This window comes from Nonomuraea sp. NPDC048916 (genome assembly GCF_040649575.1).
Taxonomy (GTDB): domain Bacteria; phylum Actinomycetota; class Actinomycetes; order Streptosporangiales; family Streptosporangiaceae; genus Nonomuraea.
In genome coordinates this window covers 22,847-47,316 of the sequence record NZ_JBEZFS010000039.1, presented here as the reverse complement: position 1 = coordinate 47,316, position 24,470 = coordinate 22,847, and the positions used below count along the sequence as shown (strand labels likewise).

Below are 24,470 nucleotides of genomic sequence, written 5' to 3'. Positions count from 1 at the left end.
CGTGAAGAGCCCGTCCCACCCCCGTGATCGCGGCATACCCGAGGCAACGGTCGCCAGGCTCCCGTTGTACCTGCGGGCGCTGCACGGGATGGCCGAGCGAGGCATCGCGACCGTGAGCTCCGAGGACCTCGCGGTGGCCGCCGGAGTCAACTCGGCCAAGCTCCGCAAGGACCTCTCCCATCTCGGTTCGTACGGCACCCGGGGCGTCGGCTACGACGTCGAATACCTCGTCTACCAGATCTCCCGCGAGCTCGGTCTCACCCAGGACTGGGCCGTGGCCATCGTCGGAGTAGGTAACCTCGGCCGTGCGCTCGCCAACTACGGCGGGTTCGTCTCCAGAGGTTTTCGGGTGGCCGCGCTCATCGATGCCGACCCCGAGGTGGTAGGCGACGACATAGCGGGGTTGAATGTTGAACACATTGACGAACTGGAAGCTGTGATCCAACGGCGTGGAGTCTCGATCGTGGTCCTGGCGACTCCGGCGGCGGCAGCGCAGAAAGTCTGCGATCGGGTCGTCGCCGTCGGTGTGACCAGCATCCTGAACTTCGCTCCCGTCGTGCTTTCCGTGCCTGACAGCGTCGATGTCCGTAAAGTCGACCTATCAATCGAACTGCAGATCCTTGCGTTCCACGAGCAACGCAAAGCAGGGGGGCCACTCATGGCCGTGGAAAGCCAGTGAGCATTCTGGCGATCGGACTCAGCCACCGGACAGCACCGGTGGCCATGCTGGAGCGCGTCTCGGTGACCGGCGACGCGCTCGTCAAACTCCTGCACGACGTGCAGCGGGACATCTGCGTGGCGGAGACCATGGTGGTCTCGACCTGCAACAGGGTCGAGGTCTACGTGGCGGTCGACCGCTTCCACGCAGCCGTGACCTCCATCAGCGACCTGCTGAGCGTGCACTCGGGCGTGCCCGGTGACGAGCTGAGGCCGCACCTGTACGTCCACTACGAGGACCAAGCCGTCGAGCACCTGTTCTCCATGGTGTGCGGCCTCGACTCGATGGTGGTGGGCGAGGGCCAGATCCTCGGCCAGGTCCGCAGGGCGCTCAAGCTGGCGCAGAAGCAGGGCACGATCGGTGCCGCGCTCAACGAGCTGGTGCAGTCGGCGCTGCGCGTGGGCAAGCGCGCCCACACCGACACCGGCATCGACCAGGCCGGCGCCTCGCTGGTCAGCGCCGGGCTCGCGCTGGCGGGCGAGCTGCCCGGCCGGCGGGCGCTGGTGGTCGGCGCGGGCTCGATGAGCTCGCTGGCCGCCGCCACCCTGGCGCGCGCGGGCGTGACCGACATCGTCGTGGCCAACCGCACCTACGACCGAGGCGTACGTCTCGCGCAGACGGTCGGCGGCCGGGCGGTCGAGTTCGCCGCGGTTCCCCGAGAGCTGGCGACGGCCGATATCGTCATCACCTGCATCGGCGCCGGGCACCACGTGATCACTCCCGACATGCTGTCCCGCGAGGCGTTCCTGCTCGACCTGGCGCTGCCGCACGACATCGACCCGGAGGTGCGCGCCGTGCCGGGCGTCACGCTGGTCGACCTGGAGACGATCCAGGAGTCCGGCATCGGCTCGCGCGAGGGCGACGCGGTCCGGTCGGTGCGCGAGCTCGTCACCCGCGAGCTGGCCGCGTTCCTCGACGCCGGACGTGCCTCCAAGGTCACCCCGACCGTGGTGGCGCTACGCGGTAAGGCGGCGGGCGTGGTCGAGGCCGAACTGGGCCGCCTGCTGCTGCGTATGCCCGATCTCGACCGCAAGACCAGAGACGAGGTGACCCAGACAGTGCAGAGGGTCGTCGACAAGTTGCTCCACGAGCCGACCGTGCGTGTCAAGCAGCTCGCCACCTCACCCGGAGGCGATCATTATGCGGAAGCGCTGCGCGAGCTGTTCGACCTGGATCCGAAGATGCCCCGAGCCGTGAGGGAGGTGGAGCTGTGACGCTGCGGTTGGGGACCCGGCGCAGCCTGATGGCCACCACACAGTCCCAGATGGTCGCCGACGCCTACACCGAGCGCACCGGGCGGGACATCGAGCTGGTCGGCATCACGACCTTCGGCGATGTCAGCAGGGCCCACCTGGCCCAGCTGGGCGGCACCGGCGTGTTCGTCAGCGCGCTGCGCGACAAGCTGTTCGAGGGCGAGATCGACTTCGCCGTCCACTCGCTGAAGGACCTGCCGACCAAGCCCGACCCCAGGATGACCCTGGCCGCGCTTCCCGCCCGCCACGACCACCGCGACGCGCTGGTCGGCCCGGTCGCGTTCGCCGACCTGCCCGCCGGGGCCAAGGTCGGCACCGGCTCCCCGCGCCGGGTCGCCATGCTCCGCGCGATGCGGCCGGACCTCGAGTACGTCCCGATCCGCGGCAACGCCGACACCCGGATCGGCAAGGTAACCTCGGGCGAGCTCGACGCCGTCGTGCTCGCCGCGGCCGGTCTGACCAGGATCGGGCGCACCGCCGAGATCGCCCAGATCTTCGAGGTCGAGGAGCTGACGCCGGCACCGGGTCAGGGCTCCCTGGCCGTCGAGTGCCTGTCCGACCGTGGCGACCTGATCGACTTTCTCGGCGTGCTCGACGACCCGCGGACCCGTTCCGCGGTGGCGGCCGAGCGCACCATCCTGTCCGATCTCGAGGCCGGATGCTCGGCACCCGTGGGTGCGTTCGCCCTCGATGACGGGCAGACTCTCAACCTGACCGCCGTGGTCGTCGCTCTCGACGGCCAACGGGCGATCCGCAAGTCCGCCGCCGGTTCTCCTTCGGAGGCTGTCGATCTGGCCCGCGTCCTCGCGGCAGAGATGATCGCCGAAGGGGCCGACAGATTGATGGGGGAGCATTCCCATTGAGCTCCGATAGTCCAGCCTCCGGATTCGTCGCCTTCGTGGGCGCGGGTCCCGGCGATCCCAACCTCCTCACGCTCCGCGGCGCCGAGCTGCTCGGCAAGGCCGATGTGGTCGTGGTCGACGAGGAGCGGTTCGGCGCGCTGCTGCGGCACTGCCGCACGGGTGTCGAGGTGGTGCCAGGCGACGTGGTCGGCCACGCTAAGCGGGGCCGGCTTGTCGTGCGCGTGTCAGAGGGCGACCCGATGTTGTTCTCCTCGATCACCGAGGAGGTCGCGGCCTGCGTCGCGGCGGAGGTGGACTTCGAGATCGTGCCCGGCGTGCCGCCGGCGACGGCCGTGCTCGCCTACGCGGGCATCCCGCCCGCGACGTCCGTGCCCGAGTTCAGGGTGGTCGACGCCGCCCAGTCCCAGGACTGGGCCTCGCACGCCGGCTGCCCGGGCACGCTGGTGATCTACAACGGCGTCGCCGACGCCGTCCCGATCGGCAAGGCGCTGATCGCCGGGGGCAGGTCCGACTCCACCCCGGTCGCGGTCAGCAGCGGCGGCACCACCACCGAGCAATACACGGTCGTCTCCACGCTCGGCAGGCTGCAGGCCGACCTCAAGCACGCCGGCATCACCGAGCCCGCGCTGATCGTGGTCGGTGACGCCGTGGGGCAGCGCGACAAACTGTCGTGGTTCGAGACCAAGCCGCTGTTCGGCTGGCGGGTGCTGGTGCCGCGCACCAAGGAGCAATCCAAGAGCCTGACCGAGCAGCTCATCTCCTATGGCGCGGTGCCCGAGGAGGTGCCGACCATCTCGGTCGAGCCGCCGCGCACTCCGCAGCAGATGGACCGCGCGATCAAGGGGCTCGTCACCGGCCGCTACGAGTGGGTGGCGTTCACCAGCGCCAACGCGGTCAAGGCGGTGCGCGAGAAGTTCGAGGAATACGGCCTCGACGCCCGTGCGTTCGCCGGGCTCAAGGTCGCCGCCGTGGGCGACGCCACCGCGCGGGCCCTGGTCGAGTTCGGGGTCAAGCCCGATCTGCTGCCCTCGGGCGAGCAGTCGTCGGAGGGCCTGGTGGACGAGTGGCCGCCGTACGACTCGATGCTCGACCCGATCAACCGGGTGCTGCTGCCGCGTGCCGATATTTCCACTGACACCCTGGTGGCCGGGCTCACCGAGCTAGGCTGGGAATGCGACGACGTCACGGCCTACCGGACCGTGCGCGCCGCTCCGCCACCCGCGCCGATCCGTGAGGCGATCAAGGGGGGCGGGTTCGACGCCGTGCTCTTCACCTCGTCGTCGACCGTGCGCAACCTGGTGGGCATCGCGGGCAAACCGCACAACGTCACCGTGATCGCCGTCATCGGGCCGCAGACCGCCAGCACCGCTGAGGAGTTCGGGCTGCGCGTCGATGTCATGGCCGACAAACCTTCGGCTTCGGCCCTCGCGGCCGCGCTGGCCGAGTACGGTGCGAAGCAGCGCCAGGCGGCCGTGGCCGCCGGCGACACCCCGCGGCGTCCTTCCCAGAACCGAAGAGGAGCCAGGAGGAGAGCCAAGTGAGTGCCGAGTTCCCTGTCGCCCGTCCCCGCAGGCTGCGCCGCAACGCGGCCATGCGGCGGATGGTGGCCGGCACCAGGCTGCATCCCGCAGATCTGATCCTGCCGATGTTCGTCAAGGAGGGCATCGACGAGCCCGCGCCGATCGCCTCGATGCCCGGCGTGTTCCAGCACACCCGTGACTCGCTGCGCAAGGCCGCCCACGAGGCGGCCGAGGCCGGGGTCGGCGGGCTGATACTGTTCGGCATCCCGGCCGTCAAGGACGCGCGCGGCTCGGCGGGCGACGACCCCAACGGCATCCTGCAGGTGGCCCTGCGCGACGTCAGCGCCGAGGTGGGCGACACCGTCGTGGTGATGGCCGACACGTGCCTCGACGAGTTCACCGACAACGGCCACTGCGGGATCCTCACCGACAGCGGCGACGTAGACAACGACGCGACGCTGGAGCGCTACGCGTCCATCGCCGTCGCCCAGGCTCGGGCCGGCTCACAGATGGTCGCGCCGAGCGGCATGATGGACGGCCAGGTCGGGGCCATCCGCGCCGCCCTCGACGCCGACGGGTTCGCGGGCGTGCCGATCCTCGCCTACACCGCCAAGTACGCCTCCGCCTTCTACGGGCCGTTCCGCGACGCCGCCGAGTGCGCCCCCCGGTTCGGCGACCGCAGCACCCACCAGCAGGACCCCGCGGGCCCACTGGACGAGGCGCTCCGCGAGGTGCGCCTCGACCTGGCCGAAGGCGCCGACGCGGTCATGGTGAAGCCCGCGCTGGCCTATCTCGACGTCATCAGGCAGTTCCGCGACGCGGTGGACGTGCCGGTCGCGGCCTACCAGGTCAGCGGCGAATACGCGATGGTCGAGGCGGCCGCGGCCAACGGATGGATCGACCGCGAACGAATGATCATGGAATCCCTCGTCGCGATCAAGCGGGCGGGCGCCGACCTCATCCTGACCTACTGGGCGACCGAGGTGGCGCGCACCCTCTAACGAGGGGGTTTCCCGTCAACTCGTGGGGCCTGTGCGTTAGAGTGCGTAACAAGTGCTGGTGTGCCCCGCATGCGCTAATGGCCAGGAGACGGGGCCGCTTCAGGCGCGGAAACTCGACGGGAGACACCATGGTGGGGGTACCACTCGCTCGGCGTACCAGAAAACGGTCTCGCCCTACTCGGATCGACTCCGTGCTGGGCTACGCCGCTCTCGGTTGGCCGGTCGTGCCCGGTGCCCACCCGCTGCGCCACGGCTCCCGCGCGTGCTCCTGTGACCGGCTCGGGTGTCCGGACCCCGGCGCGCATCCCGTCTCGCCCGCCTGGAACGTCCAGGCCACGACGGACCCCACGCAGCTCACGCGCTGGTGGCAGCGCGAGCCCGAGGCCAATGTGATCCTGCCCACCGGGCGGGTGTTCGACGTCTTCGACGTACCCCTTCCCACGGGCCTCGCGGCCCTGTCCCGCATCGACGCGGGCGGAGCACACTCGGGCCCGGTCGCCGCCAACGGCGACCGGGTCCTGTTCTATGTGGCCACCCGCGGCAATCCCGAGGACGAGGACGAGTGGTGGTCCTGCCAGCTCGACTGCGACCCGGCCACCATCGACGACACGCCGGGGCTGCGCTGGCACTGCCGCGACAGCTACGTCCTCGCCCCGCCCTCCACGCTTCCCACCGGCCAGCCCGTCTCCTGGCTGCGCCCGCCCGACGGCCGGCCCCTGCCCGATCCGCTGCGCATCCTGGACGTTCTCGCCGACTAGTGGCTTTCCCGGCGAAGGCGGCGCGGCGGTCCGGGACTAATCTGGACGCGTGAGCCGTACAAAGAAGTCCGAGGACCTGTTCGCCCGCGCCCGCGCCGTCGTGCCGGGAGGCGTCAACTCACCCGTTCGCGCGTTCGGCGCGGTCGGCGGCACACCGCGGTTCATGGCCGCGGGACAGGGGCCCTACATCACCGACGTCGACGGCAACCGCTACGTCGACCTGGTCTGCTCCTGGGGGCCGATGATCCTCGGCCACCGCCACCCCGAGGTCGTCGAGGCCGTCGCGCGGGCGGCTTCCCACGGGTTCGGCTACGGCACTGCCACGCCGGGTGAGGTCGAGCTGGCCGAGGAGATCGTGGGCAGGGTCGCGCCCGTCGAGAGGCTCCGCCTGGTCAGCTCGGGCACCGAGGCGACCATGAGCGCGGTACGCCTGGCCCGGGGCTTCACCGGCCGATCCAAGATCATCAAGTTCGCGGGCTGCTACCACGGCCACGTCGACGCGCTGCTCGCCTCGGCCGGGTCCGGGGTGGTGACGTTCGGCCTGCCCGACACCCCCGGCGTGACGGGGGCCTCGGCGGCCGACACGATCGTGCTGCCCTACAACGACCCGGCGGCGGTCGAGGAGGCGTTCGCCTCGGCCGAGATCGCCTGCGTCATCACCGAGGCGTGCCCGGCCAACATGGGCGTGGTGCCGCCGCGCGAGGGCTTCAACGCCCGGCTGCGCGAGCTGTGCACGGCCAACGGCGCGCTGCTGATCGTCGACGAGGTGCTGACGGGCTTCCGGGTCTCGCCCGCCGGCTGGTACGGCCTCGACCCGGTCGACGCCGACCTGATGACGTTCGGCAAGGTCATGGGCGGCGGCCTGCCGGCGGCGGCCTTCGGCGGGCGAGCCGACGTGATGGCCCACCTCGCGCCCGAGGGGCCCGTCTACCAGGCGGGCACGCTCTCCGGCAACCCGCTGGCCTGCGCCGCCGGGCTGGCCACGCTGCGCGCGCTCGACGCCGACGCCTACGCCAGGGTGGACGCGGCGGCGCTGGCGGTCGGCCAGGCCGCCTCCGACGCGCTCGCGGCGGCAGGGGTCTCCCACCGGCTGCAGCGGGCGGGCAACCTGTTCTCGATCTTCTTCACCGACGACGAGGTGACCGACTTCGCCGGAGCTCGCGCGCAGAACACCGAGGCGTTCCGGGCGTTCTTCCACGCGATGCTCGACCAGGGGGTCTACCTGCCGCCGTCGGCCTACGAGGCGTGGTTCCTCTCGGCGTCCCACGACGACGAGGCGCTGGCCCGGGTGACCGACGCGTTGCCGTCCGCCGCCAAGGCCGCCGCCTCGGTTCTCTGAGCCCGGCCGCGGGTGCCGGCGTACAACACCCCCGACACGATGAGGGCGCCCGCGACGAGCTTGACCCAGGAGATCGACTCACCGGTCACCAGGGCCGCGGAGGAGATGCCGAAGACCGGCACCAGCAGCGTGTACGGCGCCACCGTCGAGGCGTCGTACGTGCGTAGCAGCCAGCCCCACAGCCCGAACCCACCGAGCGTGGAGACGAAGGCCACGTACCCCAGCGACAGCCATCCCTCCGCCGGGGCGACCAGAGAGGGCGGCCCCTCCAGCAGAAACGACAGCGCGAGGAGCGGCGGCGCGGACAGGGCGCTGACCCACACCATGAAGCGCAGCGAGTCCGGCGGCGCGGCCTTGCGCTGCGCCACGTTGCCCAGCCCCCACGCCGCGGCGGCGGCCACGCACAGGGCGAAGGCGCCCACGGGGCCCGACAGGCCGAAGTCGTAGGCGACCAGGGCCAGGCCGCCGAAGGCGACGGTCAACCCGAGCACCCGGCGCGCGCTGAGCCGTTCGCCGAGGAGTGTCACCGCGAACAGCACGGTGAAGATGGCCTGCACCTGCAGGACGAGCGAGGTGAGCCCGGCGGGCATGCCGGCCCGCATCCCCATGAGCAGCAGGCCGAACTGTCCCGCGCCGAGCGTGGCCGCCACTCCCGCGATCCACCGCCACGGCACCGCCGGGCGCCCCACGAACAGCAGGGCGGGAAAGGCGGCCAGGGCGAACCTGAGTCCCGCGTACTGCAGGGGCGGGAAGTGGCGCAGGCCCACCTCCATCACCACGAAGTTGAAGCCCCACACGGCCGCCAGGCCGATGGCCAGGACCAGGTGGCGCGGGGTCACGCAGCGTGCGACTTCTGGTAGCGAACGCGCAGTTCGCGGGCCTGCTCGGCCAGCACCTTGAGGTAGGAGACGGAGGAGGACTGCTGCTGCTTCGGCTTAATGTTTCTCATGCATATATTTTCATCCGCTACAGATTGGAAGACAAGCGAGACTTTCTACGCTTAACCCTTTAGGCTGGCTTACATGTTGGACCTGAACCGGCTCAAGGCACTGCACGCCGTTCATGTCTACGGCTCCGTGGCCGCCGCCGCCGACGCGCTGATGGTCACGCCGTCGGCCGTGTCACAGCAGATCGCCAAGCTGGAGCGCGAGACCGGCGCCCGGCTGATGGAGCGCAGCGGCCGGGGCGTCCGGCTCACCGACGCCGCCGGGCTGCTCGCCGAGCACGCCGAGCGCATCCTGGCGCTGGTCGAGACCGCCGAGGCCGACTTCGAGGCGCTGCGGGGCGAGGTCGTGGGCCGGCTGAACATGGGCGCGTTCCCCACCGCCGCGCGCGGGCTGCTGCCCAGTGCGCTGGCCGGGCTCAGGGAGCGGCATCCCGACCTGCTGGTCCAGCTCAACGAGCGCGAGCCGGAGCGCGTGGTGCGCGAGGTCGCCCGGGGCGAGCTCGACCTGGGCGTGATCCAGGACTGGCTCAACCGGCCGATAGCGCTGCCCGACGGCCTGTCGAGGTCGACGCTGCTCGACGACGTCGCCGACCTGGTGCTGCCCGCGGATCACCCGCTGGCCGGCCGCAAGGAGGTCGGGCTGGCCGCGATGGCCGGGGAGCGGTGGATCAGCTCCACGCCCGGCACCGTCTGCCACGACTGGCTGGTCTTCACGCTGCGCAACGCCTCGATCGAGCCCGAGATCCACTGCAACGCCGACGAATATCCCACCCAGATGGCGCTGGTCGCCGCCGGTCTCGGCTGCGCGATCATCCCGCGGCTCGGACGCGACTGCGTGCCCGACGGCGTGCGCATCGTGCCCATCCGGCCCAGGCAGTCGCGCCGCATCTACGCGGTCTGGCGCACCGACGCCGCCCGCCGCCCCACGATCAGGGCCGCGGTCGAGGCGCTCGCCGAGGCCAGCCGCAGCCAGGAGAACGCCTGGGCGGTCAGCTGAGCGCGATCGCCACGATGCCGCCGAGGATCACGCTCGCGGCGATCAGCCTGCGCGGCAGGTGGCCCTCGGAGAGCAGCCGGCCGCCGAGCAGGACCGCGACCAGCACGCTGACCTCGCGAGCCGGGGCCACCACGCTGACCGGCGCCATCGTGAAGGCGAACAGGACGAGCAGGTAGGACAGGAAGCTGAGCACGGCCGCCCCCAGGACCGGCCACCGGTGCTCGCGCCAGGTGGGCAGGATCAGCTCGCGCCTGCCGAGCACGACCGGCAGGAGCATGAGTGCCCGCCCGGCCTCCCCGGCGTAGACGAGCATCAGCGGCGCCACCGCGAAGGCGCTCACCACCTGGGAGTCCCAGATCGTGTAGCCCGCGATCAACACCCCCACGACCAGCCCGAACGCCAGACCTCTGAGGTCGCCCCGGCCGCCCCCGCTCATCATGAACACGCCCACCCCGACCAGGACGATCCCCGCCACGCCCGCGGGACCGGGATGCTCGTCCAGCACCAGCACGGCGACCAGGCTCGCCAGCATCGGCCCCGTGCCGCGCGCCACCGGGTAGACGACCGACAGGTCGCCCTTGCCGTACCCCTTCTGGAGCAGCACGAAGTAGCCGAGGTGGATGGCCGCGCTGACGGCGATCAACCCCAGGTCGGTCAGGTCGGGCCGGGTGCCCGTGACCAGCAGGAAACCGGCGAACAGTGGACCCCAGACGACCGTGGACGCGAGCGCGACGAGCCAGACGAACACGATGCCGTCGGCCCGCGCGGCCTGCTTGCTCAGCACGTTCCACGAGGCGTGGGTCACGGCGGCCACGAGGACGAGGACGAGCGCCCACGGACTCACGCGGGCGACTTCCTGCTCACACCTTGGGTTCTGATCGAGATGACCACGACTTTACCTTCCGGCCATGAGGAGGAAAGAGCCAGACCGGACCCGGCCAGGGGGGCTCAGGCCGGGAGTGGCGAGCGGCAGGGGAGCGGATAGGCTGAAGCACACCATGGCTGAAACCACTGTCGTCCATCTGATGCGTCACGGTGAGGTGCACAATCCCGGCGGCATCCTCTACGGCAGGTTGCCCGGCTACCACCTGTCCGAGACCGGCCGCCTGATGGCCGAGACGGTCGCCAAGGCGGTGGCCGCCCGCGACATCGTCGCCCTCTACAGCTCGCCGCTCGAGCGGGCCATGGAGACCGCGGCTCCGCTGGCCGCGACGTTCGGCCTCGAACCCGAGGCCGACGATCGGCTGATCGAGGCCGGCAACATGCTCGAAGGCCGCATGGTCGGGCAGGGCCTGGCGATCCTCCGCAACCCGCGTAACTACCGCTACTTCTGGAACCCGATGCGGCCCTCGTGGGGCGAGCCCTATCCGCTGATCATCGAGCGCATGCGGACGATGGTCGACGACGCCCGCAAGGCGGCGCGCGGCCACGAGGCGGTGCTGGTCAGCCACCAACTGCCGATCTGGACGATCAGGATGGCGGCCGAGGGGCGGCGCAGGTTCTGGCACGACCCGAGGCGCAGGCAGTGCGGGCTGGCCAGCCTCACCACGTTCACCTTCGACGGAGACCGCCTGGTCAGCGTCGGCTACAGCGAGCCCGCCGGATCGCTCGCCCAGGGGTCGGCGATTCCCGGGGCCTGACCTGGTCTGAGCCCCGGTCTGAGCCCTGGTCTGAGGCCCCGTCTGAGTCCCGGCCTGAGGCCCCGGCCTGACCGCCCGAGCCGGAAGGCCCCAGAGTCCTGGGCGCCCGGCCTCGCCGGTAGAGTTGCAAGCTCTACCCGTTGTAGTACAAGGAGATCTTCCCCGTGCGCGCGAAGTCCATCTCCCTCGTCCTGCTCGCGGCCCTCGCCGCGGGCTGCGCGGGCAACCCGGGCGGGCAGCCTCAGGCCGGCGACACGCGGTTCGTCGCGGGCGATGGGAAGATGCAGGTCTTCGCCGCGGCCGACCGCCAGGCGGCGCCCGCGGTCGAGGGCCCGACGCTCGACGGCGGCACCGCGTCGCTGGCCGCCCACAAGGGCAAGGTCGTGGTGCTCAACTTCTGGGCGTCCTGGTGCGGGCCGTGCCGGGCCGAGGCGCCGGTGCTGAAGGACGTCGCCGCCAAGACCAAGGCCAGCGGGGTCGAGTTCATCGGCGTCGACTTCAAGGACCGCAAGGCCGACGCGCTGGCGTTCGAACGCACCGAGCAGACCGGCTACCCCAGCATCTTCGACCAGCCAGGCAAGATCGCGCTGGCCTTCCAGGGCACGGTGCCGCCCGCGGCCATCCCGTCCACTCTGATCATCGACAAGCAGGGCAGGATCGCCGCCCGGGCGCTCGGCGAGGTCCGCTACACCGACCTGATGAACACGGTGACCAAGGTGCGCGATGAGTGACGTCGTGGCCTCCGGCTCGCTGCTGCTGGCCGTGCCCATCGCGGTCCTCGCCGGGATCGTGTCGTTCCTGTCGCCGTGCGTGCTGCCGCTCGTGCCCGGCTACCTGTCCTACGTGACGGGCATGAGCGCCGACCCCAAGCGGGGCAGGCTGGTGCTCGGCACGGCGCTGTTCGTGGCCGGGTTCGCGGCCGTGTTCGTGCTCGGCGGGGCGATCTTCGGCGGGCTCGGCTCGGCGATGCTGGGCAACGCCGAGATCATCACGCGGGTGCTCGGCGTGCTGACGATTCTGCTCGGGCTGGCCTTCCTCGGCGTGCTGCCCGGGCTGATGCGCGACGTGCGCATCCACCGGCTGCCCTCGGCGGGGCTCGCCGGGGCACCGCTGCTCGGGGTGGTGTTCGGCCTGGGCTGGACCCCGTGCATCGGGCCCACGCTGGCGGTCGTGCTCACGCTCGGGCTCAACGAGGGGAGCGCGTCCAGGGGAGCGCTGCTCGCCGTGGCCTACTCCCTGGGGCTCGGGCTGCCCTTCGTGGCCGCGGCCCTGGCCTACAGCAGGGCGTTGCGTACGTTCCGGGCCGTCCGGCGGCACTCCCGCCTGATCACCAGGATCGGCGGCGGAATGATGGTGGCCGTGGGCGTCCTGCTCGTGACCGGCCTGTGGGGAGAGATCATCGCGAGCATGCAGGGGCTCATCGGCACGTTCAGGCCGGTGATCTGATGACCGTCGACGAGCTCGAGAAGGCCCGGGCGGTCAAGCCGGCCGGGCTGGGCCCGCTGGGCTGGCTGCGCTGGGCGTGGCGCACCCTCACCTCGATGAAGACGGCGCTGATCCTGCTGTTCCTGTTCGCGCTGGCGTCCGTGCCCGGCTCGCTGGTGCCGCAGCGCGGGGTCGAGCCCGACAAGGTGGCGCGGCTCTACCAGGAGAACCCGACGCTGGCCGAGTGGTACGACCGGCTCCAGCTCTTCGACGTCTTCACCTCCGTCTGGTTCGCCGCCATCTACCTGCTGCTGTTCACCTCGCTGATCGGCTGCATCATCCCGCGCACCTCGACCTACCTGCGCGAGCTGCGCCGCCGCCCGCCCGCCGCGCCGCGCAACCTGTCGCGGCTGCCGCACTCGGCCGCCTTCTCCGGCGACCTCACGGTCGAGGAGGCCGCCAGGCGGCTGCGCAAGCGCCGCTTCCGGGTCGACACCGGCGACGGGTGGGTGGCCGCCGAGAAGGGCTACCTCCGCGAGACCGGCAACCTGGTCTTCCACATCTCGCTGCTCGGCCTGCTGGTCGCCGTGGGTTTCGGCTCCCTGTACGGCTACCGCGGCAACGTCCTGATCGTCGAGGGCGACGGCTTCGCCAACACCGTGGCAGCCTACGACCGGTTCATCCCCGGCAGCCAGGTGTCCGCCGAGTCGCTGGAGCCGTTCGCGTTCCAGCTGACCGACTTCCTGGCCACCTACCAGGTCGAGGGCGACAAGAAGGGGCAGGAGCTCGACTTCTCCGCCTTCCTCAAGGTCAACGACTCGCCGGGGGCGTCCGAGCGGCCCTACGAGCTCAAGGTCAACGAGCCGCTGGAAGTCAACGGCACGCAGACCTACCTGATCGGCCACGGCTACGCGCCCGTGTTCCGGATCACCGACGGCAAGGGTGAGGTGGCCTTCGAGGGGCCGGTGCCGTGCCTCATCGAGGACAGACCCACGCTCACCTCCGGCTGCGTGGTCAAGGTGCCCGACGCCCAGCCTCAGCAGCTCGGGTTCCTGCTGCGGTTCCTGCCGACGAGCGTGCCGCTGACCGACGGCGGCCACGCCTCGGCCTTCCCCGGCGCGATCCAGCCGGAGGTGCAGGTCCTCGGGGCCTTCTCCGGCGACCTGGGGATGCGCTCGGGCAAGCCGCAGTCCGTCTACGAGCTCGCGCCGCCCGAGCTCATGAGCAAGCTCACCCCGCTCGTCATGGGCACCGCCGTGCCCAAGCCGCTCGCCGTCGGCCAGTCGCTCGACTTGCCGCAGGAGGCGGGCAAACTGGAGTTCACCGGCGTCAAGGAGTGGATCACGCTCCAGATCGCCTACGATCCGGGCCGGGTGCCCGCCCTGGTGTTCGCCGCGCTCGCCACCGTCTCCATCGCGCTCTCGTTGACGATCCGGCGTCGCCGGGTGTGGGTGCGGGTCAAGGACGGCACGGTCGAGGTGGGCGGCCTGACCCGCACCGAGGGCTCCGCGGCGGGCTTCGCCGAGGAGTTCGACGACATCGTGAAGGTCCTATCAGCAGGAGACAAGGATGTCCGCTGAGCAGCTAGCCGAGGTGAGCGACCTGTTCGTGGTCGTCACCGTCCTGCTCTACCTCTTTTCCATGATCGCGTTCGCGCTGGAGCTGGCCTTCGGGCGGGTCCGGGCCAACGCGCCCGCCGTGCCCGCGAGGCGGCCCGTCGCCGTCGGGGCGGGCTCCGGTGGGGCGTCGATCGAGCCCGCCGAGCCCGCCGAGCCCGCCGAGCCGGCCGATTCGGCCGAGCCGGCCGGGGTCGAGCCGCCGCGCTGGGCGGCCATGGCCGGTGTCGCGGGCCTGGCGCTCGGCTGGCTGGGCATGGCGGCCAACCTCGCCGCCATCCTCACGCGCGGCCTCGCCGTGGAGCGGTGGCCGTGGGGCAACATGTACGAGTTCGTCGTGGCGATCTGCTTCGCCGCGGTGGCCGCCTTCCTCCTCACGCAACTCCGCTACAACGTGCGGTTCCTGGGCGCCTTCGTCATGGTCGCGGCCGCGCTGGGGCTCGGCTTCGCGGCGCTGCTGCTCTACACGTCCGCCGGTCCGGTGGTGCCCGCGCTCGACTCCTACTGGGTGGCCATCCACGTCAGCGCGGCGATCCTGGCCAGCGGCCTGTTCGTGGTGGCCGCGGCGTCGGGGGGCCTCTATCTGGTGCGGGGTGACGGTCTGTCGCGGCTGCCGTCGCGGGCCGACCTGGAGCGGGTGGCCCACCGGGCGATCGTGGTGGCCTTCCCGCTGTGGACGTTCGCCGTCATCGCGGGCGCGCTCTGGGCGGACAAGGCGTGGGGCCGCTACTGGGGCTGGGACCCCAAGGAGGTCTGGTCCTTCATCACGTGGGTGGCCTACGCCGCCTACCTGCACGCGCGGGCCACCGGCGGCTGGCGCGGCCGGCCGGCGACGATCATCCAGCTGGTGGCGTTCGCCTGCCTGATGTTCAACCTGGTCGGCGTGAACATCCTCATCTCGGGGCTGCACAGCTACGCCGACGTGTGAGCTGAGGCTCGTACGAACTCGCCGTGGGAGGCCTCCGGATGAACCGGGGGCCTCTTCGGTGTGCGGTCAGTCGTCGCCGCGCATGCGGCGTTCGAGCTCGCGGAGGAACTCGGGGTCGTCGTCGGGGCCCTTGGGCGGAGCGGCCGGACGTGCGGGGCCGGCCTGTGGTGCCGACTGCCGGTCGGAACGCGGGGCTTGGGGGCGGCCGCGGAGCAGCCAGAGCAGCCCACCCGCAACCGGGATCAAAGCCACGATCATCACCCACAGCGGCTTTGGTACGTTCCGAACCTCTTCTTCCGGACTGGTGATGACGTCGAACAACGAGTAGAGCCAGAAGGCCAGTAGCGCCAGGCCGACAAGGACACCTGCCATGCCCGAACTGTAAGCCATCCGCGACGTGATCGTGTCAGCTACATGCACCATTTCGGGTGACTAGGGGTGATCGGCGTCGTACGGTAGAACACGATTCAGCGGAGTCCGCCTTCCCCGGGCAGTCCTTCCAGCCGCCCGGCGGCTCGCGTGGAGAGGTGCGATGGCCTTTTCTAACGACAAGGGCCGCCATCGGCGGGGTCGTTGGTGGCGACGCGGGTCATACCTCTTCTCCCGCCGCAGGGAGGCGCCCCCGGAGGCGGACCGTTCCTTCTGGGTGAACGACCGGCCGTCCCGCAACGGCGCCGACCGCCGCGCCGGCGCCCAGGAGACCCAGCGCCCGCGTCCGGCCACGCGAGAGGGCGTCCGGCCGCGCGAACGCCGCCAGCGCTGGGAGGGCGGCGAGCGGCTGTCCGCGGCCGTGGCCGAGCGTCCCCAGTACACCTGGCACGACTTCGAGCTGGACGACACACCGCCCAGGGCGCAGCCGAACCGGCCCGACGTGCCCTCGATGGGCGACGGGCTGCGCCACTGCGGCAAGCTGGAGGCGATCCTGCACCGCCAGTGGGACGCGCGCCTCGGACCTCCTCCGGCCGACGTCGTACGGGCCGTGGAGAGCCTCGCCAGGCTGCCCGACCGGCTGAAGGAACTCCTGGCCGGTGGGCTCGAAGGGATCTATGTGGGCCCCGGCGGCGTGCCGGACCTCGACGACATGGGCTACCTGCGCGGCGCCCCGTTGCCGTCGGGACGGGCCTCGTGGGACATCTGCGCGGGGGCGTATGGCGATCGCAAGATCGTGGTGGGCGACCGGCCGTCACCCACGCCCGACGTGATGATGCACGAGGTCGGACACGCCATCGACGACGTCGACTCGGCCTACGGCGACTGGGTCTCCGACTCGCCCGCGTTCGTGGCACTGTACGAGGAGGTCACGCCGCTGCTGGCGTCGGCCTTCCATCGTCAGGGAGGCGGGCTGGGCCGTAAGGAGTTCTTCGCCGACGCCTTCGCCGCGATCGCCTCGCGCCAGCGGCCGGCACTCCTCGACATGCTCAAGGGCGACACGCGGATGGCGCTCAACGTCATGCTGTTCTTCAACCGGCGCTACGGAATCTAGGTGATCAGCCATGCACGTCATCCGGCTCGCTGACGGGACCCTGCGCGTGCCGCGGAGCCTGACCAGCGAAGACGGGCGGCTCATCGGAAACGCGTACGTCGAGCTCGAACCTGGTGACCCCGAATACGACCAGTGGCTGCCGGAGTCGCTGACGGAGGAGGAGCTGGCCGAGCGGCGGCGCCTGTGGCAGGCCGGCAACGACGAGCTGGAGCAGGAGTTCCTCGCGTTCAAGGCGGAGCAGGAAGAGGCCTAGCGGTCCCGGGGAGGCCTTGGCGGCAGGAGGAAGGCCTTCCGGGTCGGGTATGGTCCGGGCCGGGCTGGAGGGCGTGTCACAGGCCTGGAGAGGCGCCAGCCACGATCGGCGGTTGGCGCCTTTCCATGCCGTGCACATTCCAGGACGGCATTCCGTCGCGGTGATCCTGCCTCACAGGATCACCGATGGTGACGGAACGTCAGACGCGCGGGGACTCACCTGTTGGCCTGTCGGCCGTAAGAACGTCCTCGCCTCGGAGAAGGGCGTGCACTTCCGACTCGCGGAACCGCCGATGCCCTCCGGGGGTGCGGATACTACTGATGCGGCCTGCCGCAGCCCAGCGCGTAACCGTCTTTGGGTCTACCCGGAAGAGGGCGGCAACCTCTCCCGGGGTCAGCAGACGCTCGCTGCTACTCTCCACCAATCTCTCCCCCTCGCATCCCGCTTCCTGCCAGCGGGCGGACAGGTAACTAGTGTGTCGAGCGAAGCCTGATTTATCCGTGGTTTTCGACAAAGATCACGGGTTGTTATCAGCTGACTGCCCGATTGTTATATGATAGAGCCTCTTTGGGGCTCTCGTGGGTGTTTCTTTACGAAACTCCCTAACTGGGCACAGTAGCAGCGCTCGCGCCGGACGCGAAGAGCGACCGCACTGTCGGGCGAGTAACCTCGACAGGGTGCGTCATGTTCTCGTTTACACCGCGTCGCGGATCGTCCTGTTCCTGGTGACCATGGGTGTCCTCTACCTGCTCGGCATGAGATACCCGTTGCTGCTGATCGGAGTGTCTTTCTTGGTCAGCGGCGTGGTCAGCTACGTCTTGCTGTCAAAGCAGCGCGACGCCTTGAGCGCGCGTATCAGCGACAAGATCGACCGGCCGAAGCCGCAAGGCGACTAGGGCAGGGGGAACATGCCAATCCGGGCATGGTACTCCCCGCCGAGTCTCGTCGTGTCACTACCAACCAGTAGGCCACCCGGATGGGCGAGAAACGCCTTGACCCCGATCCCGCGAGCCCGTCCCGGATTCCAGCCGAGCGCCCTTCCCGTACGCGGATGAATGGCGCCGATGCCCTCACGGGGCACCGCCCCCGGCCCGGCAGAGTCGCGGCCCCCGGGGTTGTTCAGCCATCGCAGATGACCGCCGACGTAAACGGCCGCACCTGTCACCGAGACCGAGTAGAGCGAGTCGCCGCCGGTGTGGTTGATCCACGTCGGCCGGACGTCCTCGCTCCTGGTGAGCGTCTCGAACCTGGCCGCCGAATCGCACATCCGCTTGCCGCTCGTGGGACCGCCCGTGGTCACCACGACGAAGTAGGACCCGTCCGGCGAGACGTCCAGCCCTCGCACGTACGACGGGAACACGTCCATGCACTTGGTCGCGTAGGCGCCGGTCCGCCAGCGGGCGACCCTGGCCGTGGCGCTCCGGATGTCGATCAGCCCGAGCTGGGGTCGTGATCTGCCGTCCAGGGTGGTGAAGCTGCCGTCGACCACGAGCCGGTCGGCCGTCGCGGCGATGGCGTAGACCTTGACCTTCGGGGTCAGCGGCGCCCCGGGCTCGATCGCGAACTTCGGGTCGGCCGCGCCGGTCGTGGCGTCGAGCCTGGCCAGCGCCGTCCGCGGCCGGGTGAAGTCGCCGCCCGCGTAGAGCTGGGAGCCGCGCCTGGTCAGTGTGGTCACCATGCCGCCCGCGACACCGGGATCGAACCCGGGCACGATGGAGCCGTCGGCCACCCGGAGCCGTGTCAGCGCCTTCGCCCGCTCGCCGTTGACCATGGGGAAGTCGCCGCCCACGTAGACGGTGCCGTCGTCGCCGGCGGCCAGGCCGTACACCGTCCCTTCCACATCCGGCGCGAAGTCCGGCAGGATGCGCCCGGAGGCCAGGTCGTAGGCGAACAGGTTGTCGCGCATCACCGAGAACGAACGTGAGGAGTCGGCCACCTCGCTGAACGAGCCGCCCACGACGACGGTGCCGTCGACCAGGGCGATGCTGTTGACGATGCCGTCGAGCACGTGCGGGGTGTTGTCGACCGGATCGGCCGTCACCACACGCGGGTGCGCGGTTGGAGCGAGGGCGATGAACGCCGCAAGGGCGGCACGGGCAAGCATTCGCCAAGTTCTAGCAGACATAGAGTAGTCACGTGACTACTTTCGGTTGATTGTCGGGATAGCCATAGGCTTGGGGACATGACGCGCGCTCAGTTGGACAAGCAGCCGGACGAGGTCGCCGCGATGTTCGATCGCACGGCCCGGCGCTACGACCTGGTCAACGATGTGATCTCCCTGGGGCAGGTGCGGTTCTGGCGCCGGGCGGTGGCCGCCGCCGTCGACGCGGGGCCCGGCGAGGTCGTCCTCGACCTCGGAGCCGGCACCGGCACGTCCACCGACGCGTTCACCACGCTGGGCGCGCGCGCGATCGCCTCCGACTTCTCGCTCGGCATGCTCCGCACCGGTGTGCGACGTCATGGCGGCAACGCGCTGACCGGCCGGGGCGTGCCCTTCGTCGCCGGTGACGCGATGCGGCTGCCGTTCGCCGACGACGTCTTCGACGCGGTGACGATCTCGGTGGCGCTGCGCAACGTGCACGACACCTCGCGGGCGCTGCGCGAGATGCTGCGCGTGACCAGGCCGGGCGGGCGGCTGGTGATCCTGGAGTTCTCCCACGTGACGGTCCCCCTGTTCGACCGGGTCTACCGCGAATACCTGATGAGGCTCCTGCCGAAGGTGGCCCAGGTGTTCGGGTCCAACGACGACTCCTACGAATATCTCGCCGAGTCGATCAGAGACTGGCCCGACCAGCCCGCGCTCGCGCGCACGATTCAGGAGGCCGGCTGGCGACGGGTGGCCTGGCGCAACCTCACCATGGGCATCGTCGCCGTCCACAGGGGATTCAAGCCCGCCTGAAGTCGATGGTGAGCGGCTGTCCTCCGCGTCGATGGCCGCAGCCGTGTCCTATTACTCTTTGGCGTCGCTCTTCCGCCAAGGCTCTTCCGTCATGGCTCTTTCGCCATGGACGCCTTGAGTAACGCCTTCTTCCTGCGGGTTCCGCCTTCTCCGGGCCATTCTCAGGGCATGCCGCGGAATGTTCCCGCCGTAATTCCCGCCGGGTTGACAGCAGCGGGTGCGAGCGCTCCTCGCCGGGGGTCCGCGACGACGTTCTCGAGGGCTCGTGGCAGATGTTGATCAAGGTTGGGTCGTCCGCCGGTGTCCGGGGGGCCTGATTTGGTCATGCCCGCCGCTCCGACTGCCACTTTGTCCTCGAAAAGGGTTAGACTGCGGGCCGACAAGTTTGTGAAGGGGTTCACAAAGGAACGAAGGCGCGACACCCCCAAGCCTTCGACCGTGTAGGACAGGACAGTCCAGTGACCGTGTCAACAGCCAATCAGGCTGACGCCGACGTCATCGTCGTCGGCGCTGGTCCCGCCGGCTCCGCGACCGCCTATTACCTCGCTCGGGCCGGGCTCGACGTGCTGCTCCTCGAGAAGACCAGGTTCCCCCGGGAGAAGGTCTGCGGAGACGGGCTCACCCCCCGGGCGGTCAAGCAGCTGATGAACATGGGCGTCGACATCGACGCTCCCGGCTGGATCAGGAACAAGGGGCTCCGGGTCGTCGGCGGAGGGCTGCGGTTCGAGCTCGACTGGCCGCGGCTCGAACGGTTCCCCGACTTCGGACTGGTGCGCACCCGCAAGGACTTCGACGAGATCGTCGCGGTCAACGCCGTCAAGAACGGCGGGGTGCGCCTGATGCAGGGCGTCAACGTCACCGGGCCGGTGCTCGACGACCGCAGCGGTCACGTGGTGGGCGTGACGACCAAGGACAGGGTGACCTACCGCGGCCGGGTGGTGGTGGCCGCCGACGGCAACAGCACGCGGCTGGCCCTGGGAATGGGGCTGCACAAGCGTGAGGACCGCCCGATGGGCGTGGCCGTACGCACCTACTTCGAGAGCCCGCGCCACGACGACGACTACCTCGAGACCTGGCTGGAGCTTTGGGACAGCGACACGCTGCTGCCCGGCTACGGGTGGGTGTTCGGCGTCGGCGACGGCACCTCCAACGTGGGGCTGGGCCTGCTCAACACCAGCGCCCACTTCGGCAACATCGACTACCGCGACCTGCTGAAGCGGTGGTGCAAGGCGATGCCGGCCGAGTGGGGATTCACCGAGGAGAACATGCGGGGCCCGATCCGGGGCGCCGCTCTCCCGATGGCCTTCAACCGTCAGCCGCACTACACGCGCGGTCTCGTGCTCGTGGGCGACTCGGGCGGGGCGATCAACCCGTTCAACGGCGAGGGCATCGCGTACGCCATGGAGACGGGCGAGATCGCCGCCGAGGTGGTCGCGAAGGCGCTCCGTGGCGCCACCCCCGCGCACCGGGAACGCGTCCTGCGCACGTACCCTCGGGTGCTGAAGGAAGCTTACGGTGGATATTTCACCTTGGGCAGGTGGTTCGTCGAGGCGATTGGGAAGCCGGGTGTGATGAGTTTCGGCACCCGGCACGGGTTGCCCCACCCGAGGCTGATGCGCTTCGCACTCAAACTCCTTGGTAATCTCACCGACCGGCGGGGCGATGCGTCGGACAAGATCATCAACGCACTCTCGAAGGTCGCGCCACCAGCATGAATCTCAGACTTGCCAGGCAAACGCATAGATCAGGCTGCGCGCCCGCGCGCGCGGCGACTCCGGAGGAGGCGTAGCGATGGACCTTTACGTGCCCATCCTGGTGCTCGCCGTTCTCGCGGGGGGCTTCGCGATCTTCTCGGTCGCCATCGCCCCCTTCACCGGTCCCAAGCGCTGGAACCGCGCCAAGCTTGACGCATACGAATGCGGCATCGAGCCGACGCCCCAGCCGGTCGGTGGCGGACGGTTCCCGCTCAAATACATGGTCACCGCGATGCTCTTCATCGTGTTCGACATCGAGATCATCTTCCTCTACCCGTGGGCCGTCTCCTTCGCGCCGCTGACGAACGACGCGGGCAGCGTGCTCTCCTCGGGCCTCGGGGTGTTCGCGCTGGTGGAGATGCTGCTGTTCATCCTCACCGTGCTCGTCGCGTACGCGTACGTGTGGCGTCGCAAGGGTCTGGACTGGGACTGAAAATGGGACTTGAAGAGAAACTCCCCAGCGGGTTCATCCTCAGCACGGTCGAGCAGGCCGCGGGCTGGGCGCGCAAGAACTCCGTGTGGCCGGCCACGTTCGGTCTCGCCTGCTGCGCCATCGAGCTGATGGCCACCGGCGGCCCCCACTACGACCTCGCGCGCTTCGGCATGGAGCGCGCTTCGGCGTCTCCTCGCCAGGCCGACCTGATGATCGTCGCGGGCCGCGTGTCGCAGAAGATGGCCCCCGTGCTTCGGCAGATCTACGACCAGATGGCCGAGCCCAAGTGGGTCATCGCGATGGGCGTGTGCGCCTCCAGCGGCGGCATGTTCAACAACTACGCCATCGTGCAGGGCGTCGACCACGTCGTGCCCGTCGACATCTACCTGCCCGGCTGCCCGCCGCGGCCCGAGATGCTGATCGACGCGATCGTGAAGCTGCACGACAAGATCCAGAACATGAAGTTCGGCGCGCACCGGGCCAAGCAGATCGATGAGCTCGAACTGCGGGCGCTGCGCACGCTGCCGCTGATCGACCAGGGGGCCGCGAAGTGACCTCGCCAGACAATCTCCCCGAGGTCCCCGCTTCGGCGGAGGGGCCTGAGGTCGCCAAGGTGCCCAGTGCCACCGACGCGCCGGTCGTCCGGCGCGGGATGTTCGGCGTGAGCGACTCCGGCGACACCTCCGGCTACGCCGGCCTCGTCGTGCGCCGGGCGCCGCAGCTGTCGACGCCCCGGCCCTACGGCGGCTATTTCGACGAGGTGGTCGACACCCTGGGCCTCGACGACGCCATCGAGCGCGTGGTCGTCGACCGGGGCGAGCTCACCCTGCACGTCAGGCGCGAGCGCCTGGTCGAGGTCTGCCAGAAGCTCCGCGACGACCCGGCCCTGCGCTTCGAGCTCTCGCTCGGCGTGACCGGCGTCCACTACCCGCACCTGGTGGGCGAGGAGCTGCACGCGGTCATCCACCTCTGCTCGATCACGCACAACCGGCGCGTCCGCGTCGAGGCGAGCTGCCCTGACGCCGACCCGCACATTCCATCGACGGTCGGCGTCTACCCTGGTCACGACTGGCACGAGCGCGAGGCGTACGACTTCTTCGGGATCGTCTTCGACGGCCATCCCGGTCTGACCCGGATCATGATGCCGGACGACTGGGACGGTCACCCGCAGCGCAAGGACTACCCGCTCGGCGGCATCCCGGTCGAATACCGCGGCGCCACGATCCCCTCGCCCGACCACAGGAGGTCGTACTCGTGAGCGAGCGTGTCGAGCTGAGCGTTGACGAGCGAAGCGAGGATCACTCATGACCACCGGCTACGACGAGGCCACCGAAGGCAAGGTCTACTCGGTCAACGGGGGCGACTGGGACGAGGTCGTCAGCGGGGTCCGCGACTCCGGTGAGGAACGCCTGGTCGTCAACATGGGTCCGCAGCACCCGTCCACGCACGGCGTGCTGAGGCTGGTGCTGACCCTCGACGGTGAGACGGTCACCGAGGCGCGCAGCGTCATCGGCTACCTGCACACCGGCATCGAGAAGAACATGGAATACCGGACGTGGACCCAGGGCACCACGTTCGTCACCCGGATGGACTACCTGTCGCCGATCTTCAACGAGACGGCCTACTGCCTCGCCGTCGAGAAGCTGCTCGGCATCGAGGACCGGGTGCCCGACCGGGCCCAGGCCATCCGCGTGATGATGATGGAGCTCAACCGGATCTCCTCGCACCTGGTCGCGATGGGCACGTTCGGCATGGAGCTGGGCGCGACCACGCCGTTCCTCTTCGGCTACCGCGACCGCGAGATGGTCATGGACCTGTTCGAGTACATCACCGGTCTGCGCATGAACCACGCCTACGTGCGCCCGGGCGGCGTGAGCGTCGACCTGCCCGCGGGCACGGTCGACAAGGTGGGCGAGTTCCTCAAGGAGATGCCCAGGCGGATCAACGACATCCGCAAGCTCCTCGACGAGAACCCTGTTTACCTGCGCCGCACCCGCGACGTGGCCTACCTCGACCTGACCGGCTGCATGGCGCTCGGCATCACCGGGCCGATCCTGCGGGCCGCGGGCCTGCCGTGGGACCTCCGCAAGTCGCAGCCCTACTGCGGCTACGAGACCTACGAGTTCGACGTGGCCACCCAGCGCGGCTGTGACGTCTACTCCCGCTACCTGGTGCGCATGCAGGAGATGGAGGAGTCGCTCAAGATCGTCGAGCAGGCTCTGGACCGGATCGCCGGCCCGCTCAAGGGCGACCCGGTGATGATCGAGGACAAGAAGATCGGCTGGCCGGCCCAGCTCGCGCTCGGCCCCGACGGCTTCGGCAACTCGCCCGACCACATCGCGCACATCATGGGCAGCTCCATGGAGGCCCTCATCCACCACTTCAAGCTGGTGACCGAGGGCTTCAGGGTGCCGGCCGGGCAGGCGTACGTCCCGATCGAGTCGCCCAAGGGTGAGCTCGGCGCCCACGTGGTGAGCGACGGTGGCACCCGCCCCTACCGGGTGCACTTCCGCGAGCCGTCCTTCACGAATCTGCAGGCCGTCCCCGCGATGTCGGAGGGCGGTCAGGTCGCCGACGTCATCGCCGCGGTGGCATCTATCGACCCCGTCATGGGAGGTGTGGACAGGTGAGTGAGCGCAGCGAA

Annotated in this window: 27 protein-coding genes; 22 read left to right on the top strand and 5 right to left on the bottom strand. The window is 69.9% G+C overall.

Annotated features, from left to right (window positions below):
- Position 1: 1 nt before the first annotated feature.
- From AB0C16_RS32205 to hemL, 7 genes are all read left to right on the top strand, one after another.
- Positions 2-679, top strand: a complete 678-nt coding sequence (locus tag AB0C16_RS32205) for a redox-sensing transcriptional repressor Rex (protein ID WP_357688454.1) — start codon at positions 2-4, stop codon at positions 677-679.
- Entirely contained in the window at positions 676-1,932 is a 1,257-nt protein-coding gene (locus AB0C16_RS32200; RefSeq protein ID WP_357688452.1) for a glutamyl-tRNA reductase, read from the top strand. Before AB0C16_RS32205 ends, AB0C16_RS32200 begins: the two co-directional genes overlap by 4 nt.
- The gene (gene hemC / locus AB0C16_RS32195) at positions 1,929-2,834 is read left to right on the top strand and encodes a hydroxymethylbilane synthase (RefSeq protein ID WP_357688450.1); all 906 of its coding nucleotides are present in this window, start codon (positions 1,929-1,931) and stop codon (positions 2,832-2,834) included. The genes AB0C16_RS32200 and hemC overlap by 4 nt, the downstream gene beginning before the upstream one ends.
- The gene (locus AB0C16_RS32190) at positions 2,831-4,375 is read left to right on the top strand and encodes a bifunctional uroporphyrinogen-III C-methyltransferase/uroporphyrinogen-III synthase (protein ID WP_357688448.1); all 1,545 of its coding nucleotides are present in this window, start codon (positions 2,831-2,833) and stop codon (positions 4,373-4,375) included. Before hemC ends, AB0C16_RS32190 begins: the two co-directional genes overlap by 4 nt.
- Positions 4,372-5,355 (top strand): porphobilinogen synthase, encoded by a 984-nt coding sequence (gene hemB / locus AB0C16_RS32185; RefSeq protein ID WP_357688446.1) that lies wholly within the window; start codon positions 4,372-4,374, stop codon positions 5,353-5,355. Before AB0C16_RS32190 ends, hemB begins: the two co-directional genes overlap by 4 nt.
- 128 nt (positions 5,356-5,483) lie before the next feature.
- A complete protein-coding gene (locus AB0C16_RS32180) occupies positions 5,484-6,113 on the top strand; it encodes a bifunctional DNA primase/polymerase (protein ID WP_357688444.1) in 630 nt (209 codons plus the stop codon).
- Positions 6,114-6,162: 49 nt separating this feature from the next.
- On the top strand, positions 6,163-7,452 hold the full coding sequence (gene hemL / locus AB0C16_RS32175) for a glutamate-1-semialdehyde 2,1-aminomutase (protein ID WP_357688442.1): 1,290 nt from the start codon (positions 6,163-6,165) through the stop codon (positions 7,450-7,452).
- Here the strand turns inward: hemL and AB0C16_RS32170 are convergent.
- Positions 7,350-8,291 (bottom strand): EamA family transporter, encoded by a 942-nt coding sequence (locus AB0C16_RS32170; RefSeq protein WP_357688440.1) that lies wholly within the window; start codon positions 8,289-8,291, stop codon positions 7,350-7,352. The two genes, hemL and AB0C16_RS32170, sit on opposite strands and share 103 nt — an antisense overlap.
- A gap of 183 nt (positions 8,292-8,474) precedes the next feature.
- Here AB0C16_RS32170 and AB0C16_RS32165 point away from each other — a divergent pair, with 183 nt between their 5' ends.
- The gene (locus AB0C16_RS32165) at positions 8,475-9,395 is read left to right on the top strand and encodes a LysR family transcriptional regulator (RefSeq protein ID WP_357688438.1); all 921 of its coding nucleotides are present in this window, start codon (positions 8,475-8,477) and stop codon (positions 9,393-9,395) included.
- On the opposite strand, the gene AB0C16_RS32160 is transcribed toward AB0C16_RS32165, so the two are convergent.
- A complete protein-coding gene (locus AB0C16_RS32160) occupies positions 9,388-10,239 on the bottom strand; it encodes a DMT family transporter (protein ID WP_357688437.1) in 852 nt (283 codons plus the stop codon). The genes AB0C16_RS32165 and AB0C16_RS32160 overlap by 8 nt on opposite strands.
- Positions 10,240-10,393: 154 nt before the next feature.
- Between AB0C16_RS32160 and AB0C16_RS32155 the strand changes: the two genes are divergently transcribed.
- The 5 genes from AB0C16_RS32155 (at position 10,394) to ccsB (ending at position 15,004) form a co-directional block, all read left to right on the top strand.
- A complete protein-coding gene (locus AB0C16_RS32155) occupies positions 10,394-11,035 on the top strand; it encodes a histidine phosphatase family protein (RefSeq protein ID WP_357688435.1) in 642 nt (213 codons plus the stop codon).
- A 164-nt stretch (positions 11,036-11,199) separates the two neighbouring features.
- Positions 11,200-11,766, top strand: coding sequence for a TlpA disulfide reductase family protein (locus tag AB0C16_RS32150; RefSeq protein ID WP_357688433.1), 567 nt, complete (start codon positions 11,200-11,202; stop codon positions 11,764-11,766).
- Entirely contained in the window at positions 11,759-12,481 is a 723-nt protein-coding gene (locus AB0C16_RS32145) for a cytochrome c biogenesis protein CcdA (protein ID WP_357688432.1), read from the top strand. The genes AB0C16_RS32150 and AB0C16_RS32145 overlap by 8 nt, the downstream gene beginning before the upstream one ends.
- Positions 12,481-14,040: a cytochrome c biogenesis protein ResB gene (locus AB0C16_RS32140; protein WP_357688430.1), complete on the top strand. Its 1,560-nt coding sequence runs from the start codon at positions 12,481-12,483 to the stop codon at positions 14,038-14,040. The genes AB0C16_RS32145 and AB0C16_RS32140 overlap by 1 nt, the downstream gene beginning before the upstream one ends.
- Complete coding sequence (ccsB, locus tag AB0C16_RS32135; RefSeq protein WP_357688428.1) at positions 14,030-15,004, top strand: c-type cytochrome biogenesis protein CcsB; 975 nt, start codon at positions 14,030-14,032, stop codon at positions 15,002-15,004. The genes AB0C16_RS32140 and ccsB overlap by 11 nt, the downstream gene beginning before the upstream one ends.
- A 66-nt stretch (positions 15,005-15,070) precedes the next feature.
- Here the strand turns inward: ccsB and AB0C16_RS32130 are convergent, their stop codons facing one another.
- A complete protein-coding gene (locus AB0C16_RS32130) occupies positions 15,071-15,376 on the bottom strand; it encodes a PLD nuclease N-terminal domain-containing protein (RefSeq protein ID WP_357688426.1) in 306 nt (101 codons plus the stop codon).
- 160 nt (positions 15,377-15,536) lie between these two features.
- On the opposite strand from AB0C16_RS32130, the gene AB0C16_RS32125 reads away from it, so the two are divergent.
- Together AB0C16_RS32125 and AB0C16_RS32120 are read left to right on the top strand one after the other, a co-directional pair.
- The gene (locus AB0C16_RS32125; protein ID WP_357688424.1) at positions 15,537-16,487 is read left to right on the top strand and encodes a hypothetical protein; all 951 of its coding nucleotides are present in this window, start codon (positions 15,537-15,539) and stop codon (positions 16,485-16,487) included.
- A 10-nt stretch (positions 16,488-16,497) separates the two neighbouring features.
- On the top strand, positions 16,498-16,740 hold the full coding sequence (locus AB0C16_RS32120) for a hypothetical protein (RefSeq protein WP_189124913.1): 243 nt from the start codon (positions 16,498-16,500) through the stop codon (positions 16,738-16,740).
- Positions 16,741-16,939: 199 nt separating this feature from the next.
- Here AB0C16_RS32120 and AB0C16_RS32115 read toward each other — a convergent pair whose 3' ends face one another.
- A complete protein-coding gene (locus tag AB0C16_RS32115; RefSeq protein WP_181616591.1) occupies positions 16,940-17,161 on the bottom strand; it encodes a BldC family transcriptional regulator in 222 nt (73 codons plus the stop codon).
- Positions 17,162-17,417: 256 nt separating this feature from the next.
- Between AB0C16_RS32115 and AB0C16_RS32110 the strand changes: the two genes are divergently transcribed.
- Positions 17,418-17,636 carry a DUF4229 domain-containing protein gene (locus AB0C16_RS32110; RefSeq protein ID WP_357688422.1) on the top strand — a complete coding sequence of 73 codons (219 nt, stop codon included), beginning with the start codon at positions 17,418-17,420 and terminating at the stop codon, positions 17,634-17,636.
- On the opposite strand, the gene AB0C16_RS32105 is transcribed toward AB0C16_RS32110, so the two are convergent.
- Positions 17,633-18,844, bottom strand: coding sequence for a hypothetical protein (locus tag AB0C16_RS32105; protein ID WP_357688420.1), 1,212 nt, complete (start codon positions 18,842-18,844; stop codon positions 17,633-17,635). The genes AB0C16_RS32110 and AB0C16_RS32105 overlap by 4 nt on opposite strands.
- A gap of 78 nt (positions 18,845-18,922) precedes the next feature.
- Here AB0C16_RS32105 and AB0C16_RS32100 point away from each other — a divergent pair, with 78 nt between their 5' ends.
- From AB0C16_RS32100 to AB0C16_RS32075, 6 genes are all read left to right on the top strand, one after another.
- Entirely contained in the window at positions 18,923-19,639 is a 717-nt protein-coding gene (locus AB0C16_RS32100) for a demethylmenaquinone methyltransferase (RefSeq protein ID WP_357688418.1), read from the top strand.
- Between the two features lie 458 nt (positions 19,640-20,097).
- Positions 20,098-21,354, top strand: a complete 1,257-nt coding sequence (locus AB0C16_RS32095) for a geranylgeranyl reductase family protein (RefSeq protein WP_357688416.1) — start codon at positions 20,098-20,100, stop codon at positions 21,352-21,354.
- Positions 21,355-21,430: 76 nt separating this feature from the next.
- On the top strand, positions 21,431-21,826 hold the full coding sequence (locus tag AB0C16_RS32090) for an NADH-quinone oxidoreductase subunit A (protein ID WP_189124918.1): 396 nt from the start codon (positions 21,431-21,433) through the stop codon (positions 21,824-21,826).
- Between the two features lie 2 nt (positions 21,827-21,828).
- Positions 21,829-22,380 (top strand): NADH-quinone oxidoreductase subunit B, encoded by a 552-nt coding sequence (locus tag AB0C16_RS32085; RefSeq protein ID WP_189124919.1) that lies wholly within the window; start codon positions 21,829-21,831, stop codon positions 22,378-22,380.
- Positions 22,381-22,439: 59 nt separating this feature from the next.
- The gene (locus AB0C16_RS32080; protein WP_357688548.1) at positions 22,440-23,084 is read left to right on the top strand and encodes an NADH-quinone oxidoreductase subunit C; all 645 of its coding nucleotides are present in this window, start codon (positions 22,440-22,442) and stop codon (positions 23,082-23,084) included.
- 46 nt (positions 23,085-23,130) lie between these two features.
- On the top strand, positions 23,131-24,456 hold the full coding sequence (locus AB0C16_RS32075; RefSeq protein WP_357688414.1) for an NADH-quinone oxidoreductase subunit D: 1,326 nt from the start codon (positions 23,131-23,133) through the stop codon (positions 24,454-24,456).
- The last annotated feature ends 14 nt before the right edge of the window (positions 24,457-24,470 follow it).